The sequence below is a fragment of the Lujinxingia vulgaris genome, assembly GCF_007997015.1.
Classification (GTDB): Bacteria; Myxococcota_A; Bradymonadia; order Bradymonadales; family Bradymonadaceae; genus Lujinxingia; species Lujinxingia vulgaris.
The window spans coordinates 141195-155657 of the sequence record NZ_VOSM01000004.1; the positions used below are offsets into that span (position 1 = coordinate 141195).

Annotated in this window: 12 protein-coding genes; 4 read left to right on the top strand and 8 right to left on the bottom strand. The window is 65.1% G+C overall.

Annotated elements, in window-relative coordinates; translation table 11 throughout:
- Window positions 1–159 precede the first annotated feature (159 nt).
- Window positions 160–1728 carry a YifB family Mg chelatase-like AAA ATPase gene (locus tag FRC98_RS09910; protein WP_230467474.1) on the top strand — a complete coding sequence of 523 codons (1569 nt, stop codon included), beginning with the start codon at window positions 160–162 and terminating at the stop codon, window positions 1726–1728.
- Here FRC98_RS09910 and FRC98_RS09915 read toward each other — a convergent pair.
- Window positions 1713–4562, bottom strand: coding sequence for a bifunctional serine/threonine-protein kinase/formylglycine-generating enzyme family protein (locus FRC98_RS09915; RefSeq protein WP_146981217.1), 2850 nt, complete (start codon window positions 4560–4562; stop codon window positions 1713–1715). The two genes, FRC98_RS09910 and FRC98_RS09915, sit on opposite strands and share 16 nt — an antisense overlap.
- A 258-nt stretch (window positions 4563–4820) precedes the next feature.
- Here FRC98_RS09915 and FRC98_RS09920 point away from each other — a divergent pair, with 258 nt between their 5' ends.
- Both FRC98_RS09920 and FRC98_RS09925 read left to right on the top strand, forming a co-directional pair.
- Window positions 4821–5195 carry a cupredoxin domain-containing protein gene (locus tag FRC98_RS09920; protein WP_230467475.1) on the top strand — a complete coding sequence of 125 codons (375 nt, stop codon included), beginning with the start codon at window positions 4821–4823 and terminating at the stop codon, window positions 5193–5195.
- Window positions 5196–5333: 138 nt separating this feature from the next.
- Window positions 5334–6068, top strand: coding sequence for a DUF2270 domain-containing protein (locus FRC98_RS09925; protein WP_146981221.1), 735 nt, complete (start codon window positions 5334–5336; stop codon window positions 6066–6068).
- A gap of 90 nt (window positions 6069–6158) precedes the next feature.
- On the opposite strand, the gene FRC98_RS09930 is transcribed toward FRC98_RS09925, so the two are convergent.
- From FRC98_RS09930 to FRC98_RS09955, 6 genes are all read right to left on the bottom strand, one after another.
- On the bottom strand, window positions 6159–6935 hold the full coding sequence (locus FRC98_RS09930) for a phenylalanine 4-monooxygenase (protein WP_146981223.1): 777 nt from the start codon (window positions 6933–6935) through the stop codon (window positions 6159–6161).
- An 88-nt stretch (window positions 6936–7023) separates the two neighbouring features.
- Window positions 7024–8775: a TldD/PmbA family protein gene (locus FRC98_RS09935; protein WP_230467476.1), complete on the bottom strand. Its 1752-nt coding sequence runs from the start codon at window positions 8773–8775 to the stop codon at window positions 7024–7026.
- Window positions 8776–8893: 118 nt separating this feature from the next.
- Window positions 8894–9373: a hypothetical protein gene (locus FRC98_RS09940; RefSeq protein ID WP_146981225.1), complete on the bottom strand. Its 480-nt coding sequence runs from the start codon at window positions 9371–9373 to the stop codon at window positions 8894–8896.
- Window positions 9360–9779 (bottom strand): hypothetical protein, encoded by a 420-nt coding sequence (locus tag FRC98_RS09945; protein ID WP_146981227.1) that lies wholly within the window; start codon window positions 9777–9779, stop codon window positions 9360–9362. The genes FRC98_RS09940 and FRC98_RS09945 overlap by 14 nt, the downstream gene beginning before the upstream one ends.
- 110 nt (window positions 9780–9889) lie before the next feature.
- On the bottom strand, window positions 9890–11278 hold the full coding sequence (locus tag FRC98_RS09950) for a response regulator (RefSeq protein WP_230467477.1): 1389 nt from the start codon (window positions 11276–11278) through the stop codon (window positions 9890–9892).
- Window positions 11279–11488: 210 nt separating this feature from the next.
- Complete coding sequence (locus FRC98_RS09955; RefSeq protein WP_146981231.1) at window positions 11489–12163, bottom strand: hypothetical protein; 675 nt, start codon at window positions 12161–12163, stop codon at window positions 11489–11491.
- Between the two features lie 133 nt (window positions 12164–12296).
- Here FRC98_RS09955 and FRC98_RS09960 point away from each other — a divergent pair, with 133 nt between their 5' ends.
- Complete coding sequence (locus FRC98_RS09960; RefSeq protein ID WP_146981232.1) at window positions 12297–13058, top strand: phosphocholine cytidylyltransferase family protein; 762 nt, start codon at window positions 12297–12299, stop codon at window positions 13056–13058.
- A 117-nt stretch (window positions 13059–13175) separates the two neighbouring features.
- On the opposite strand, the gene FRC98_RS09965 is transcribed toward FRC98_RS09960, so the two are convergent.
- On the bottom strand, window positions 13176–14438 hold the full coding sequence (locus tag FRC98_RS09965; protein WP_146981234.1) for a thiolase C-terminal domain-containing protein: 1263 nt from the start codon (window positions 14436–14438) through the stop codon (window positions 13176–13178).
- Between the last annotated feature and the right edge of the window lie 25 nt (window positions 14439–14463).

Here is a 14463-nt window from a genome sequence, read left to right on the forward strand (position 1 = left end):
CACGGCGCTTCGGGGGGGCCGGGAGGCGAATTGTTGCTCCGGACGCAAGATCGCGGCGCAGCGCGCGATAACAGACGTGCGCTCACGCGCCATCGCTTCGGCCGGCCCTGCCCACCCGGGCAGCGGCGGCCTGAATAACGACGAGACTCTTGCAGGGAGATGACCATGGTCACCCGCGTGCATTCTGCGACTTTGCTGGGCGTCGATGCCTCGCTGGTCGATATCGAGATCGACTTCGCCGTAGGACTTCCCGCCTTCCATCTGGTGGGGCTTCCCGACAACGCCATCCGTGAGAGCCGCCTGCGGGTGCAGGCGGCCATAGAGAACCTCACCCTGGAGTTTCCGGTGGATCGACGAGTGACGGTGAATCTGGCGCCGGCGAACATCCGCAAGGATGGGACGGCGTTTGATCTTCCCATCGCGCTGGCGATTCTGCGGGCTCAGGGGGTGCTTCCCCCCGTGGCACGCGCGCCGAGACTCGGCGACTACCTGGTCGCCGGAGAGCTCGCGCTCGACGGGCGTCTGCGCCCGATCCGCGGCGCGCTCGCCATGGCCATCCTCGCGCGGGATATGGGCCTTAAAGGGGTGATGATCCCCCGCGAGAACGCCGCCGAGGCCGCCGTCGTCGAGAGCGTGGAGGTGCTGGGCTTTGAACATCTCTCGGAAGTTGTGGCGCTGATGCAGGCCCGCAAACTCGTCGAACCCTTTGAGCGCCAGCCGATGCCGGCGGCGAGTCTTCGGCGAGTGGGCGATGTGGACTTTTCGCAGGTCAGCGGGCAGCTCCCGGCCAAACGCGCCCTGGAGGTGGCCGCCGCCGGCGCGCACAACGTGCTGATGATCGGGCCGCCCGGCTCCGGCAAGAGCATGCTGGCGCGGCGCCTGGCCACCATCCTCCCGGAGATGAGTTTTGAGGAAGCGCTGGAGACCACCAAGATCTACAGCGTCACCGGGCGCTTGCCCCCGCACACACCCTGGATTTCGGAGCGCCCCTTTCGCGCCCCGCACCACACCATCAGCGAAGTTGGCCTTGTGGGCGGGGGATCGGGCATCCCGCGCCCCGGAGAGCTGAGCATGGCGCATAACGGGGTGCTCTTTCTCGATGAGCTCCCGGAGTTTCGGCGAAACTCGCTGGAGACCCTGCGCCAGCCCCTGGAGAACCGTCAGGTCACGCTCACGCGCAGCCTTCTCAGCCTGACCTATCCGGCCGATGTGATGCTGGTGGCGGCCATGAACCCCTGTCGCTGCGGGCATTTTGGCAACAGCGCCCGACGATGCTCCTGCTCCATCGATGAGATCAAACGCTACCGCTCACGCTTGAGCGGCCCCCTTCTCGATCGCATCGACATCCACATTGAGGTGCCGGCGGTGCCTTATGAGGAGCTTCGGCGCGCGCAGCCCTCGGAGCCCTCTGTGGCGATTCGCCAGCGGGTGCAGCGCGCCCGCGATCGCCAGCGCGAGCGCCTGCAGAGCTGCGGGCGCCACGCCAACAGCCAGATGGGCCCCGACCAGCTTCGCCGCCACTGTGCCCTGACCGACGACTGTCACGAGATGCTCGCCAGGGTCGTCGACCGGCTGGGCCTGAGCGCGCGAAGTTGCGATCGCATGCTCAAGGTGGCGCGCACGATCGCCGACCTCGACGAGGCCCCCTCGATCACCCAGGCGCATCTGGCCGAGGCGATCCACTACCGCTCGCTGGACCGCCCGCTGGACGCTCAGCTGGCGTCGTAGGCCAGGCGAAAGCCGATGCCCGCCGAGCGGGCATCGGCCAACACGCGCATGCGGCTGGCCAGGCGGCAGGCGCGCTGGTCCATGTTCCAGCCGCCGCCGCGCACCGCGCGATCAAGGCCATCGTCGGGGCCGGCGGCGCACCACTCCTGCACCCCACCGCTCAGATCACGCACGCCGTAAGGGGAGGTATCGTCGACGAAGATCCCCACCGGTTCGGGCTGGCTGAACTCATGGCGAGAGTAGCGCATCTTGCAGAAGGTCGCGTCGAAGTGGTTTCCCCAGGGGAAGAAGCGCGCGTCGACGCCGCGGCCGGCCTTCTCCCACTCCTCCTCGCGAAGCAGCCGGTAGCTGCGGCCGTCGCGCTGGCTGCGCCAGGTGCAGTAGGCCTGGGCGTCGTGCGCGCTGATGCCCACAGCCGGAAGATCGAGTTCATGGCCTACGCCCTCGGCGTAGCGCTCGCGCATCGGCCCCTCAATAAGAATGGGCGATGGTGCCCAGCGGCCGCTCGCTGCATCGAAGATCGCAAGCTCACCATCGTCGGCGCGCGTCTTCGGCGCATGCTTCCGGGCCTGCTCCAGATCGCTCTGACTGAGTTCATCGAGCCACTCCAGATACTCGCGAAAGGTCACCGGAAAACGCGCGCAGAAGAACGAGGCGACCTCCACTCGCCGGGCCACACAGGGGTTGAACGCCTCCGGGTCACCTCCCAGGGTGCAGGGCCCGCCGGCCACGTACACAAAGCCCGGAGAGACCTGATGATCGGCCGGAAGATCCACGCGAAACTCGGCGCGCGCCTCGCCAACCTCCACAAAGAGGGGAGCGCGCACCGGCGCCGATCCGCTGCGCTGCAGCACCATCATGTAGCTTCCGGCCTCCAGCGCCTCGGCGCGCGCTGGTGAGCGTCCCAGCTGGCGAGCGTCGGCGACGACCATCCGCCGGTCGATCTCCTGGTAGGGAAAGAGCGTGATCTCGGCGCCGGTCGGGCGAGTCTTAAGCTCCACTTCACACTGGCGCGCAAAGCGCGCGGCATACGACTCGCCACCGTACTCGCGCACCATCGCCTCGTAATAGACCATGTCGGCGACGTCCTGACGTTGACGCGAGGCCATGTAGCGCTCCCAACACAGCTCGGCCATCCCTTCCCGGGCCTCGGGCTTGTCGGGCACGAGCAGGAGCACCTCCTGAAAGGCGGCGACGGCCTCGCCAAAGATCCTCGCGCTCTCCCGCTGAAGTTGCAGGCGTTGATCCTCGAGCGCCCAGAGCGCCCGCTTGCGTTCGATCGACTCCCAGGGCTCAACCTGGCTGCGAAGTTCGTCGATCTCATGGCCCAGATCCTCAACCCGAGATAACGCCTCACTGTAGTCTTTGAGCAACGCCTGACCGCGGGTCACGCTGGCCTGCACCTGCACCGGCCCGCTGCCGCTTATCGCCCCATCGAGCGCTTCGTAGAACTCGCGCGCCGAGCCAAAGCGCTCCTCGCGCTCCCGGGACATCGCCCGCAGGCAGATCGCCTCGACCGCCTCGCTGATCTTCCAGAGCGCGGCTCCGCGTTGTGACGGCGGCACAAGCTGCCCTTCGACCACCAACCACATCGTCGCGCGCGCATCCTCGCCATCGAAAGGCACATCCAGGGTGAGGATCTCATAGAGCACCGCCCCCAGGCCGTAGACATCGCTGCGCGCGTCGACTTCATCAAGGCGGCCCTGGGCCTGCTCCGGCGACATGTACGAGGGCGTCCCCAGGGTGTGTCCCTTCCCGGGCTCGTCCTCCGGCCCCAGATCGGTGCGCACCCTGTCGCCGCTGACGTGCGCGATCCCCCAGTCCATCACCAGCACCTCCCCATACTCGCCAAGCATGATGTTGGAGGGTTTCAGATCGCGATGCACCACACCGCGCACATGGGCATAGTGGATCGCCTGAGCCACCTGCTTGAGGATGCCCAGAAGACGCGGCAGCGCGTACGCACGCACGTAGTCAGGCTCGCGCTTTCGCAACCCCTCGAGCACCTCGGCCAGCGAGTGGTGATTGACCCGGCGCATCGTGTAATAGACTCGCCCGTCATCGAGCACGCCCACATCATAGATGGGCATGATGTTGGGGTGTTCCAGCTGGCCTGTGATCTGCGCCTCGGCCAGGAAACGCGCCACCGCCCGGGCATCATGACGGGCCGAAGGTCGCGCGATCTTCATCGCCACAACCCGCCCCAGCACCCGGTCGTGCGCCGAGATGACGCTGCCGCCCCCGCCGGCTCCCAGCGCCGCGCCCAGCTCGTAGCGCGCCTGCCCGCTGAGCATCTCCCCGGCGCTCAACGCCGGCTGATAGACGTCGGTACTCTCAAAGACGAAATGCCGACCGGTCTCCTCCCCGCTTCGCCAGCCGGGTCGGGCCCAGGCCGCAGCCACCCCCTCCGGGAGTGTCGGGTTCGCGTCGACCGCCACCTCGGTGCTGGTCTCCAGGCCCAGCCCTTCGGGTGGAGCCTCAGCGCCGGCGGTCTCTTCCTGGCTCAGACCTCCCGCGGGCATCTTCCGGTGCCCCACCTCAATGCGCGAGGTCACCGCGTCTTCGTCCTTCTGAAAACGGGCCGCTCGGCCTCCTTTCTTATCTCTTCCTTCAAAAAACGCGGTCTGAGCCCGCTCAAACCCATCCTCATAGCCCAGACTGCGCAAGACCTCCTCAAGCCCCTCACGCTCCAACCACCCCTGGCTTACCCAGTGGTCGGCCGTCGGCGTCTTGCCCTCGTCGGCCAGACGCCCCAGCTCAAAGAGGCTGCGCGAGACGGTCTCAAAATCGACCAGCCTGCGCTCCAGCGCCACCCGCGCAATGTGTTGATGCACTTTCCAATCCAAACCTTGACCCCTTGACTTTGCCTTCCCCCGGACGACCTTCGCCCCGCGGTGCCTCGCCGGCTGGTTCTATGTTAACATCGCTTAACGTTTCGCCAAACTTTCCGCTGCGTCGCCCACCATTGACTTTCCGCAGGTGAGAAGTATCTTTTCCCCCCTGTAGTCGACGTGCGATGAAGTTCAATTGAACCCCTTCACGCGTCGTCGCGTCCTGTGATCTGAACTGGCTCTATGTTTAGGAGGAATTCCATGTTCATCCGTTTTGCCGCTAAAGCTATGTCCGTCGCCATGCTCGTCAGCCTTATGGCCTTCACCGCTGCCTGTGGCGGCGGCGACACCGTGGCCGACGATTCCGCCGCGCAGTCCTCGAACGCCCCGGAGAGCCGCTCGGTGGTTCTCTACCAGTTCCGCTACAACCCGAGCAGCCTGACCATTCCGGCCGGCACCACGGTGACCTTCAAGAACCGTGATCCGGAGCGCCACAACATCAACATCGCCGCGCTCAACGTCGACCAGAACCTCGACGCCAACCAGGAGTGGTCGTATACCTTTGATACCACCGGCGAATTCGCCGTCTCCAACCGCTTCGACGACCGCATGCAGCTGACGGTCATCGTGGAGTAAGCAGCGGGCTCAGGCACGCGCTTTATAAGCGCCCACCGCCTGCGCGGTGGGCGTTTTTTTCGCAGCACACCCTTCGCCGTCGCCTCGCGCCGGCGTGTTTTCATCGGCAGTATCCGCATCTTCTTTTCGGGGGGAGGCATGGATGACGAGTCGCCGGACCGAAGTGTGATGGTCCACTTCTACCGCGCCAGCGTGATGCACGCCGATGTGTGGCGCCAGCGTCTGGATGCCACCACCAACTGGGCCATCGTCACCAACGCGGCGATGCTCTCCTTTACCCTTTCCCAGCCTGATACCCCCCACTTTATCGTGCTGCTCTTGATCGGGGTGAACTTCCTGCTCTTGATCATGGAGAGCCGACGCTACCAGCTCTATGACCTGTGGCGACGCCGCGTCCGCTGCCTGGACCGCTACTTCATCGCCGCTCATCTGGCCCCCGGACACGGTCCCTCTCCCGACCACGCGCGGCGCGAACTCATATCGCTGGCCGACAACCTGGGGCACTCCTACCCGCAGCTCAGCCTGCTCGACGCGCTGGGCTACCGCCTGCGCCGCAACTACGGCTACATTCAGCTCATCGCGCTGGGCACCTGGTGTCTTAAGCTCTTCATTCACCCCACACCGGTCTCCAGCGCCGAGTACTTCGTGCGCCGCGCCCACATCGGCTACATCAGCGGCCCGATGACCATGACGATGGTCATCTCCCTGACCCTCTTTGTGATCTTCGTGGCGCTGCGTGCCCCCTCCGAACAGATGGTCGCCTGGCAGCAACTCCCCTCCCCGATCGAGCGCTTCTTCCGCCTGCCGATCTTTCATCGACGCATGGCCCTCGACGAAGAAGACAACCTGCACCACCACGACCCCGGGCGCTGAAGGCCCGCATCCGAACACAAAAAAGCCCGGCCGCATCGGCCGGGCTTCCACAACTTCAACGCAGCACCGCGGCTGCAGATCACGCAGACGTCAGTTCGTCAGCTCTTCGGCCCAGCGGCGGCGAAGCTCCTGCACCGAGTCGCGCAGCTGATCAAAGCCTTCCGCGACCCAGAAGATCGGCTGGTAAATATCGATGCGGAAGGGCGTCGAGATGACCTCATCCAGATCAAAGGGGCGAATCTCCGGGCCCCCGTCAAAGACGTTGTCGGCCTCCCCGAACGAGGACATCAGCCCCGAGCCGTAGAGCTTGACCTGACCGGCCTCCTCCACCAGGCCGAACTCCACGGTGTACCACCACAGCCGCGCCATCGCGTCGAACTTATCGCGGTCGTCGAGCTCGGTCACCAGCTGGCCGTACTCCTGCACAAAGTCCGCGAAGACCGGGTCGGTGTGCATCGGCACATGCCCGAAGACGTCATGGAAGATATCCGGCTCCTGGAGGTACTCCAGCCGGTCCATCGGACGAATCTCCAGCGTTGAGGGGAACTGGCGTTTGGCCATCGACCCAAAAAACATCTCGGCGGGGATAAACCCGTTGACCGCCCGCAGCTCCCAGCGCGTGAGCGGACGCAGGTTCGCGTTGAGCTCGTCGAAGAGCGGCACCCGGTCGAGCGGCATCTTCAACTTCTCCACCCCTTCGAGCCACGCCTCACAGGCGGTCTCGGGGAGCTTCGCCATACGACGCTCACAGAGGAGCTTCCAGACCGCGTTCTCCTCCTCGCTGTAGGCGCGTCCCTCATGCGAGATAAATCCCGCGCCTTCCATTTTAAGGCCGGCGAGCTCCTGCTCCTGTGCTGCGCGTTCCATGATGGCTCCTCGTGTTGGCAATGTGTCGACGTCGTTCTCAGTCTTATCGCAAAAAGTCCCGCGCGCGCCTATCCCATCTTCGGTGGACTTACGGCGCCCAGGGCGGCGAGAGGATCGGGCGACGCTCGCGCGCCTGCTGGGTGCGCTGCAGCTCGATCTCGGTGGTCAGAATCGCCGGCGCCACCGTCGACACCGGCACATACCCGCTCTCGGCGCCGCAGTAGCCGTTGAAGATCCCCGTCTCGGTGGAGGCGGCCACGATCTTGTTGATGCTCGAGAGCGGTGTGCCCACAAGCTCCACCCCGCGCACAAGCTCCTGCTCACCCGTCTCGGCGTCGATGCGATAGATCATACGAGGTACACCTTTAAACGCCTGATAGCCGTAGCCAAGCGTATTGGTCGAGCCCCCGGTGATATCCTCAATCAACAGACCGTAGGGTTTGCCCTGGCGACGAACTTCATCAAGGAGGCGCTCGCGCAGCTCCTCAAAACTCATCTGGGCTTCCTCAGTGGCCTCCACCACCAGGTTGGCCATGCGCGCTCGCGGCACATTCACGCCCTGGGCGCGGCCATGCCCGTTGGAGCTGTCCACCCCTTCGATCGGCGTGCGGCTCATCAAAAAGCCACGAAGCACGCCTTCTTCAATAAGGTTGGCACGCTGCGCCGGAACGCCCTCATCATCGTGAGTGTAATAGCCGTTGAGCTGCACATCTCCCATCTCCGCCAAGAGGGGGTCGTCGTAGACCGAGATGAACTCCGGCAAAACCACCTTCCCCACACGCCCCTGGAAGGTGCGGCCCTCCTGCTCATCGCGCTGACGCTCGCCCTCCAGGCGATGGCCGACGGCTTCGTGAAACAGCACCCCGGTGGCTTCCGGAGCGAGGATCGCCGGACCGGTATAAGGGTCGATGACCTCGGCCTCACGCAGCTGACGAAGCTCGTCGATCATCTCGTCGACCGCGGCCTCCACAACCTCCCAGCTCGGCAATGCGTCGAGATCGCGGGCGTAGAAGAGGCGGCTGTTCTCCAGCAACATCCCATCATCAGCACGCGTGTAAGCCTGCGCCTGAATGGTGTAGAGGCGCTGCTCATCAACGACCTCGCTGCCCTCGCTGTTGACCAGGTAGCGCACCACACGCTGCGCGGAGACCTCCATCGACGCGTCCAGCAAAAAGGTATGCGCTTTGAGCTCGCCGGTGATGCGGCGAACCTGCGCGCGCCAGGCGGCCTCATCAAGCTCCAGAGGCATCGAAGGACCGCGGTGGCTGACCGCCTCCTCCCGCGAGAAGCTGGGGACCTCCGCCTCTTCCTGCGCTTCGTAGACAGCGCCGCCGCGCTTGGTCAGGTAGTCGCTCAACGCCTTCTTGTAGGTCTCATCAGTGAGCAACCACAGCGCGCCGCGCAGCGCGTCGCCGTCGTCGAGCGGCACCACCACATCGGCCCGAAAGTTGGCCATCCGGTAACTCTCGGCGTCGATGTTGGCGAAGTTATCAAAGTCGTAAGAGCCAACCCGGCTCTCCACATACGCGTAGCGCTGGCGGCTATGCGAGTCGGTGGTCAGCGCGCCGAACTTGCCGCCGATGGTCACCGACTCATCGTCTTTGAGCTGGTACGAGAGGAAGTAGGGCCCCTCATAATCGTCCAGGCGCAGCCGCTCCATCGAGCGCTCGAGCTCGGCGCTAAGCGTGCTCACGACCTCCTGGCGCTCCGAGCCGTCCGGGCCGGTCAGTACCACCGTGGCAGGCTCACTCGCCGTCGGGGCGGCCGCACAGCCGACCATCGCCACCATCATCCCTGCCAGCAGTCGCCCGCTGACCCTGCCCATCAAACCTGCGCTCATGCATCGCCTTTTGGAAGTTGTTGAAGGCTCTCTTCGGGCCTGTCACGCGCTTGTCTTTCTCTTCGACGCGTGCACGCGCCAGGAGGCGGATATCGACCCACCTCATGGCGCTGCCAGATCAATGCACCTGGCGAATATGTTGCACGGTGGCCGGATCATCGGCCTCAAGCTCGCGGATGTACTCGGCGGTCCAGGGCCCCTTGCCACGGCGATCCTCGCCATAGCCCCACTCCCCGTCGAGACGCACGGTCTGGCCGTCGTCCACCAGCAGGAAGTAGCCCTTGCCGCGCATCGTCGCGCGAGCCTGGTCGCGGTCGCCCGGCTCTTCCCAGTCAAAGAGCAGGCGGTTGCCGTTGAGCTCACCCTCAATGGTGCCGCCGCTGCCGTAGGAGTAGACCCCGGTGACGCGGTCGCCGACCTGCTCCAGGTACATGTGTTCGAACTGCTGGGAGTACCACAGCCCCGAGTAGCTACGGCCCTGGGGCATCGGGTCCGACCCCGGCACTCCGGGTGCACTTGCGCAACCGCTCAACACCCACGCCAGACTCACCGCCACCATCCACACTGCACGCCATCGCATCACATCACCTCGTCGCATCACCGGCCTCCTCCTCGTCGGGGCGCGTCTCAATCTCGCGTCCCAACGCGCGGCGCACCGCCGCAGGGGCCTTCTCCAGTAGGTCCGATAGTATAGCGCAGACCCGCTCGCTTTCCAGGAGCAGCCCCCACTCCTGGGCGCTCAGGTAACTGACGCGCTTGCCCCGTCGCTCCAGAAACTCCAGGCGCACCGTCACCTGCTCCCCCTCGCGCTCCACAGCCTCCAGGCGCACCTGGTCGGGCTCCCCCAGCCGCAGAAGATCGCGCTCCAGGCTGCGTAGATGCCGATACAATCGCAGCGCGCGCTTGACCCGGGGATCCTGATAGGCCTCGAAGTTTCGGTTGCGGCTAAAGGCCACATCGTCGTCGCGCAGCAAACGGCGCACGATCTTAAAGGTCAGATCCATCGGGGGGCGTCCTCCTCGTAAGCTGGCATCGAGCCGAGCGGCCCGCACTGCCTCAACCGACCGCCCCCGCCGGCCCATTCCACCGGCCCGTCGCGCAAACGCCTCGACGCTCAACCCCAGACCCGGATCTCGTTGAGCCCGTTGGACTCCTGAAAACGCCCCAGGCGCGCGATGAGCTCATCGGTGATGATCATGTCGCGCGGCGCCACCGGGATGCCCTGAGCCGTCTCCAGGGGGCGAGCGAGCACCATGCCCGGGCGCAGTTCATTGAAGCCCACCACGACCTCACGGGTGCGCGTGGTGGCCATCTCCCCGGCGACCATCTCGCCAAAACGCTTCACCAGCGTGGGGTCAAACGCACCATTGGCCGCGCCCTCTTTGAGCAGCTTCAGCCCCCGCTCCACCGCCCCGGCCACCTCGGTGCGCTCGTTGCCGCGAAGTCCGGTGCGCACCCGCTCAAAGGTGCTGCAAATGCCCAGGATCTGACATCCCCGCACAAACGCCTCGCCATAAACCTGCCCGGTGGCCGGATCGACCTGGTCGGCGCCAAAGGAAGGATCATCATGGCGGCGCAGGTAATGCAGGATCATCCGCCCGGGCTCGCGCAGCGCCGGAACATGGTGAATCGCCTGCTGGCCGAGCACCGTATGAAACTCCCAGCTGGCCTTGGCCTCCTCGTCGAGCTCCTCCACCGGTTTCTCAAAGACCCGGGGCGGCGCGTTAATAAGCCCGATCCAGTGCAAGAGCGTGGCCCGCTCGATCTCTTTGCACTCGTCGTCGGAAAGCTCCAGAAGTTCACAGAACATCCGCACCCGCTCGGCGGTGCGCTGGCAATGCTCAATGACGTGCACCTCGCCAAGCTCCATGATCGAAACCAGCGCTTTGATGGTGGCGTCAAAGCTCCCCTGCAGTTCGCGGTAGAGGCGCTCGATCTCCTCCTGCCGGCTGACCACCTCGCGGGTGCGCTCCTCAACGCGACGCTCCAGATCTTCGTTGAGATCGCTGAGCTCGGCGTTGAGCACGCTCAACTTGGTGTTCTGCGCGCGGATATGCTCCTCGTAGCGCTCCTTCGAGATCAGCAGCTCGTGGTGCTCGATCGCCAGGCCCACGATCTTCAAAAACTCATCGTGATCCCAGGGCTTGGTGATGAAACGAAAAACCTCCCCCTGGTTGATGGCCTCAATGGCCGTGGCCACATCGTTGTTGCCGGTGAGCATAATGCGCACGGTGTTCGGCGACTTCTTGCGCACATAGTTAAGCAGCGCCGCACCGCTTAAGCCGGGCATCCGCTGATCGCTGATGATCACCGCGATGGTGTGCTCCCGAAAGATCTCCACGGCTTCGGCGCCGCTGGGCGCGGTGAGCACGTGGTAGCCCTGCCCCAGAAAGAGGCGCTGCACCGCTTTGAGGATGTGCGTCTCATCGTCGACGATGAGCACTTTGTAGGGCTCTCTGCGCCCCTCGGCGTCTTGCTGGATGTCGGTGGGCTCCTGTCCCAACCCACCCCCCCGACCATCCCCCTGTGATGATACTGGCGTTCGCTGAATGGTCCGCGTCATATTCTGACTTCTCGCGCTGAACGTCGTTGTGATCCCCTCGGCCGACTCGCCCCACGTCGAGCCCTCAAGACGCGTACTATAACGCGGCGCGATGACTTCCCGCCAGCATCAATCACTCTGCCCGTCACGCCGCAGCCCCCCGCTCTTCCTTCAGCTCGGGCGCACCGCGCGGGCCACACGACGGCAAAGGATGGCCGCCGAGGCGGGAATCACCGTGGTATAGACCGACAGCGCCATCGCCGCAGCGATCCAGCGCGCAGGGCTGGTCAACGTCTCCGAGATGGTGCCCAGGCTGGTCCAGCCCATCACGCTCATCGCGATGGCCGCGCCCACCCCGAAGGTCAGAAGGGGGTAGAGCAACCAGCCGGCGGCCAGCTCACGCGCGCGCAGCGCGCGGTCGGGGGCCTCATCGCGTCGCCCGCGCATCGCCGGCTGCCCCAGCATCACCGCGCTGAAGATGGCCGCGCCGACGCCGTGCGCGCCGACCACCAGCCACCCCGGTCGCCACACCTTGATAAGCTCCGGCATATGGATGAAGGCCCAGAAGCCCGCCACGGCCATCACCAGCCCGGGAAGCACTACGCTCAGTCCCATCAGGGTGCGGGCCACCCGCCGCTTGCTCCAGATCAGTGCCGCCCAGCTTCCCCAGGTCCACGTCAACATCGAGGCGACGATCGCATGACCCAGATCCCTGGCCGGCGCGGGCATCTCAGTGCCGGTGTAGACATGCAACCCCATGACCGCCACGCCGACCATCATCACGGTGGCAGCGAACCACAACCCGACTTCAGCGAGGAGCGACGGCTTGCTCGTTTGATCTTCCATGGTCTGATCCCTGATCATCGCGTGTTCGGTTGATCGTGCGTCTTCATCATAGTAACGCCTGCGACTGGCAAAACAAATCCGCCTGCTGCTTCGATTCCCTGCCCCTCGATTCCCCACGCCTGTTGAGTACGCCATGCCCGAGACCACCCGCGCCGCCGTCATCCTCGCTGCAGGCTTCGGAAGCCGCCTCAACGCCGAGGAGGGCTACAAGCTTCTGGCCGAGGTCGGCGGCCGCCCCATGATCGATCATCACCTCTCCGGGCTCCATCAGCTTGGCGTAACCCACGTGGTCGTCGTCACCGGCTACGCCCACCAGGGGCTGGAAGACGCCCTGCAATCGGTTGAGTTGCCCGAAGGTATGCGCCTGCAATGCGCGTTCAACCCGAACTTCGAAGGGCAGAACGGCTCCTCGGTGCTCACAGGCGCCGCCGCACTCCGAGACGCCTCCATCCAGGGCCCCTTCTGGCTCACGATGAGCGACCACCTCTTTGAGCCCGCCCTCTTCGAAGACCTGAGCCGCTTCGACGCCGAGCGTCCCTCAGGCTGGCAGGGCGCGCTGATGATCGACCGCAAGCTCGAGACGATCTTCGACATGCCCGACGCCACCAAACTGGCCATGGACGCCGGAGCGTTTGCCATCGGCAAAGAGCTTGAGCGCTTTGACGCCGTCGACGCCGGCCTCTTCTGGTGCGATGAGGGCTTTGTCGACGCCCTCATCGAGGCGCGCGAGCGCCGCGGCGACTGCTCCACCTCCGACGCGGTGCGCGCACTGCACGCCGCCTCCACCTTTGGGTTCTGGGACATCGGCCCGCGCCTCTGGCAAGACGTCGACACCCCCGGCGCCCGCGCCCACGCCGAGCGCCTGATCGCCGGCTGGCGCGCGCGCCAGCACTGAGCGCACCCTCGCTCAACGCGCCGCAAAGATCTGCGCCAGAGTTGAAAAAGCCCCGATGTCCTGCGACATCGGGGCTTTTTGCTACGATTTCGATCCTCTGAGGATCAAAACATCGTCTCAGCGCACATCTTTAAGCGCGATGCACACCGTGGTGCGGTCATCGCCGCCCATGTTCGCCGTCAGGCCGATCTCCGGGCGCTCAGCGAGCTGATAGTCGCCGCACTGCCCCTTCATCTGACGGTAGATCTCCAGAAGCTGCTTCACACCGGTGGCGCCCACCGGGTGGCCAAAGGCCAGCAGACCGCCGCCGGTGTTCACCGGAATCTTGCCCGTGAGGCTCGTCTCACCGGCGCGCGCAAGCTCGGCGCCCCTGCCCTTCTCGGCAAAGCCCAGCGCCTCGTACATCAGGAGCTCGGTGACCGCGAAGCAGTCGTGGACCTCGGCGACCTGCACCTGCTCCGGGGTGATCCCGGCGTCGGCGTAGACCTGGTCGGCGGCCATCTTCGTGTTGTCGAGCACGGTGTAGTCTTTGACCTGACCCAGCGGGCTGGTCGCCTGCGAGTACGCCAAAACCTCAATGCAGTCTTCGGGCTTCTTGCCCAGCTTCTTGAGGCCTTCTTCGGTCGCCAGGATCACCGCGGCGCCGCCGTCGCTGACCTGCGAGCAGTCCGAGACTTTGAGGTGGGGCTTGAGATCTTCATTGCCCAGAAACGCCGGGTTGCGGTCGCCGGGCTTCGAGGCGCTCTCCAGATCCCAGCTCACCTTGCACATATGCGCTTTCGGGTTCTTGTTGGCGTTCTCGTAGGCCTTGACCGTGACGTGCGCGATGTCTTCGTCGGTCACCCCAAACGCCTCTTTGTAGTGCTTGGCGCGGCGAGCGAACATCGCCGGGAAGGTGAACTCATCGATGGAGCGCTCCTCCTCCCAGTGCGAGGCGCGCGCGAGGTAGCCGGCGCCTTCGCGGGCGCTGACCGTGGTCTGCACTTCGGCGCCCACCGCCATGACCACATCGCTGCCGGCGTGGAGCGCGTCCATCGCCGAGAGGATCGCAAGGCCCCCGGAGGCGCACGCGCCTTCAAGACGGGTAAAGGGCTTGCCCACGAGTTTTTCGTTGGCGCGCACGGCCATCGCACCCAGGTGACCCTGGGAGTTGAAGAGCTCGCCGGCGAAGTTGCCGACAAAGCCGCGATCGATGGCCTCGGCGTCCACGCCCGTCTTCTCCAGCGCGCCGTTGATCGCCTGAGTCAGGTACTGCTCCAGGGTGGGGTTTTCGCGCTTGCCGAAGTCCGGGTGCTTCTTCCACACGAAGTCCGGATGGCCTTTACCGATAAACGTCGTCAGCTCGCCGCCGACCACAAAGATGCGCTTAAGGGGTTTCATACAATCTCCTGGGCTGAGCGCCGTC

Excerpts from the sequence above, each read along its gene's own strand:
- FRC98_RS09960 (WP_146981232.1), top strand. The coding sequence starts at position 12,297 with ATGCCCGAGACCACCCGCGCCGCCGTCATCCTCGCTGCAGGCTTCGGA.
- FRC98_RS09910 (WP_230467474.1), top strand. The coding sequence starts at position 160 with ATGACCATGGTCACCCGCGTGCATTCTGCGACTTTGCTGGGCGTCGAT.
- FRC98_RS09935 (WP_230467476.1), bottom strand. The coding sequence starts at position 8,775 with ATGAGCGCAGGTTTGATGGGCAGGGTCAGCGGGCGACTGCTGGCAGGG.
- FRC98_RS09955 (WP_146981231.1), bottom strand. The coding sequence starts at position 12,163 with ATGGAAGATCAAACGAGCAAGCCGTCGCTCCTCGCTGAAGTCGGGTTG.
- FRC98_RS09945 (WP_146981227.1), bottom strand. The coding sequence starts at position 9,779 with ATGGATCTGACCTTTAAGATCGTGCGCCGTTTGCTGCGCGACGACGAT.
- FRC98_RS09930 (WP_146981223.1), bottom strand. The coding sequence starts at position 6,935 with ATGGAACGCGCAGCACAGGAGCAGGAGCTCGCCGGCCTTAAAATGGAA.
- FRC98_RS09965 (WP_146981234.1), bottom strand. The coding sequence starts at position 14,438 with ATGAAACCCCTTAAGCGCATCTTTGTGGTCGGCGGCGAGCTGACGACG.
- FRC98_RS09925 (WP_146981221.1), top strand. The coding sequence starts at position 5,334 with ATGGATGACGAGTCGCCGGACCGAAGTGTGATGGTCCACTTCTACCGC.
- FRC98_RS09940 (WP_146981225.1), bottom strand. The coding sequence starts at position 9,373 with ATGCGACGAGGTGATGTGATGCGATGGCGTGCAGTGTGGATGGTGGCG.
- FRC98_RS09920 (WP_230467475.1), top strand. The coding sequence starts at position 4,821 with ATGTTCATCCGTTTTGCCGCTAAAGCTATGTCCGTCGCCATGCTCGTC.